This window comes from Lactococcus sp. DD01, assembly GCF_001578715.1.
Classification (GTDB): domain Bacteria; phylum Bacillota; class Bacilli; order Lactobacillales; family Streptococcaceae; genus Lactococcus; species Lactococcus petauri.
Window position 1 is genome coordinate 1 of the sequence record NZ_KQ968956.1, and the last position, 618, is coordinate 618.

Below are 618 nucleotides of genomic sequence, written 5' to 3' on the forward strand. Positions count from 1 at the left end.
TATAGGAACAATTTTCTGTATCTTCTCGCCCTACAATGCTCTTTCATGAAGACAGGGAACTTAAATCATTCAATACTCAATTTAACGCACATAAACGTTCTATTATACTATAATAAAGTATAAAACTACAAATAATTAGCTTAATATTTTATAATAGAAGTAACATTTAACACCAAAGGATTCCGAATGATTAAGGTTTATTATAGAAACAGTTGTAATTCTAGCAAACAAGCTCTTGCATGGTTTGAAAAATACAACATTGATGTAGAGAAGCTAAAAATAAATAAAATAACTAAAACAGAACTAATCAAAACCTTGTCCCTAAGTGACAAAGGTCTCAAAGAAATTGTAAAACGGTCCAACAAAGCGAACTCTAAGGCAATGAAGCAAATCACTTCTTTAAAAGAAATGAGCTTCAATGACGGAATAACCACTTTACTAGAACACCCTAGTCTTTTACAAACCCCTATTATATTAGAAGGCGACAAATTTTTAGTAGGTTATAATGCGGATGAGATTCGCCAATTCTTACCTCCAGAATACAGACGCAAAGCCCTTCGCTAGTTATCCCCCCCTCTTTTTATTTTGATAGAACTATGCGTTACATAGAAGAGTGAG

1 protein-coding gene is annotated in these 618 nt (G+C 32.7%); it reads left to right on the forward strand.

What is annotated here, in order from left to right; translation table 11 throughout:
• The first annotated feature begins 186 nt into the window (after positions 1-186).
• On the forward strand, positions 187-564 hold the full coding sequence (locus LACDD01_RS11280; RefSeq protein WP_061415341.1) for an ArsC/Spx/MgsR family protein: 378 nt from the start codon (positions 187-189) through the stop codon (positions 562-564).
• Positions 565-618 lie beyond the last annotated feature (54 nt).

What these genes read in the sequence shown, in the direction of transcription:
- LACDD01_RS11280 (WP_061415341.1), top strand. Translation starts at nt 187, where the DNA reads ATGATTAAGGTTTATTATAGAAACAGTTGTAATTCTAGCAAACAAGCT.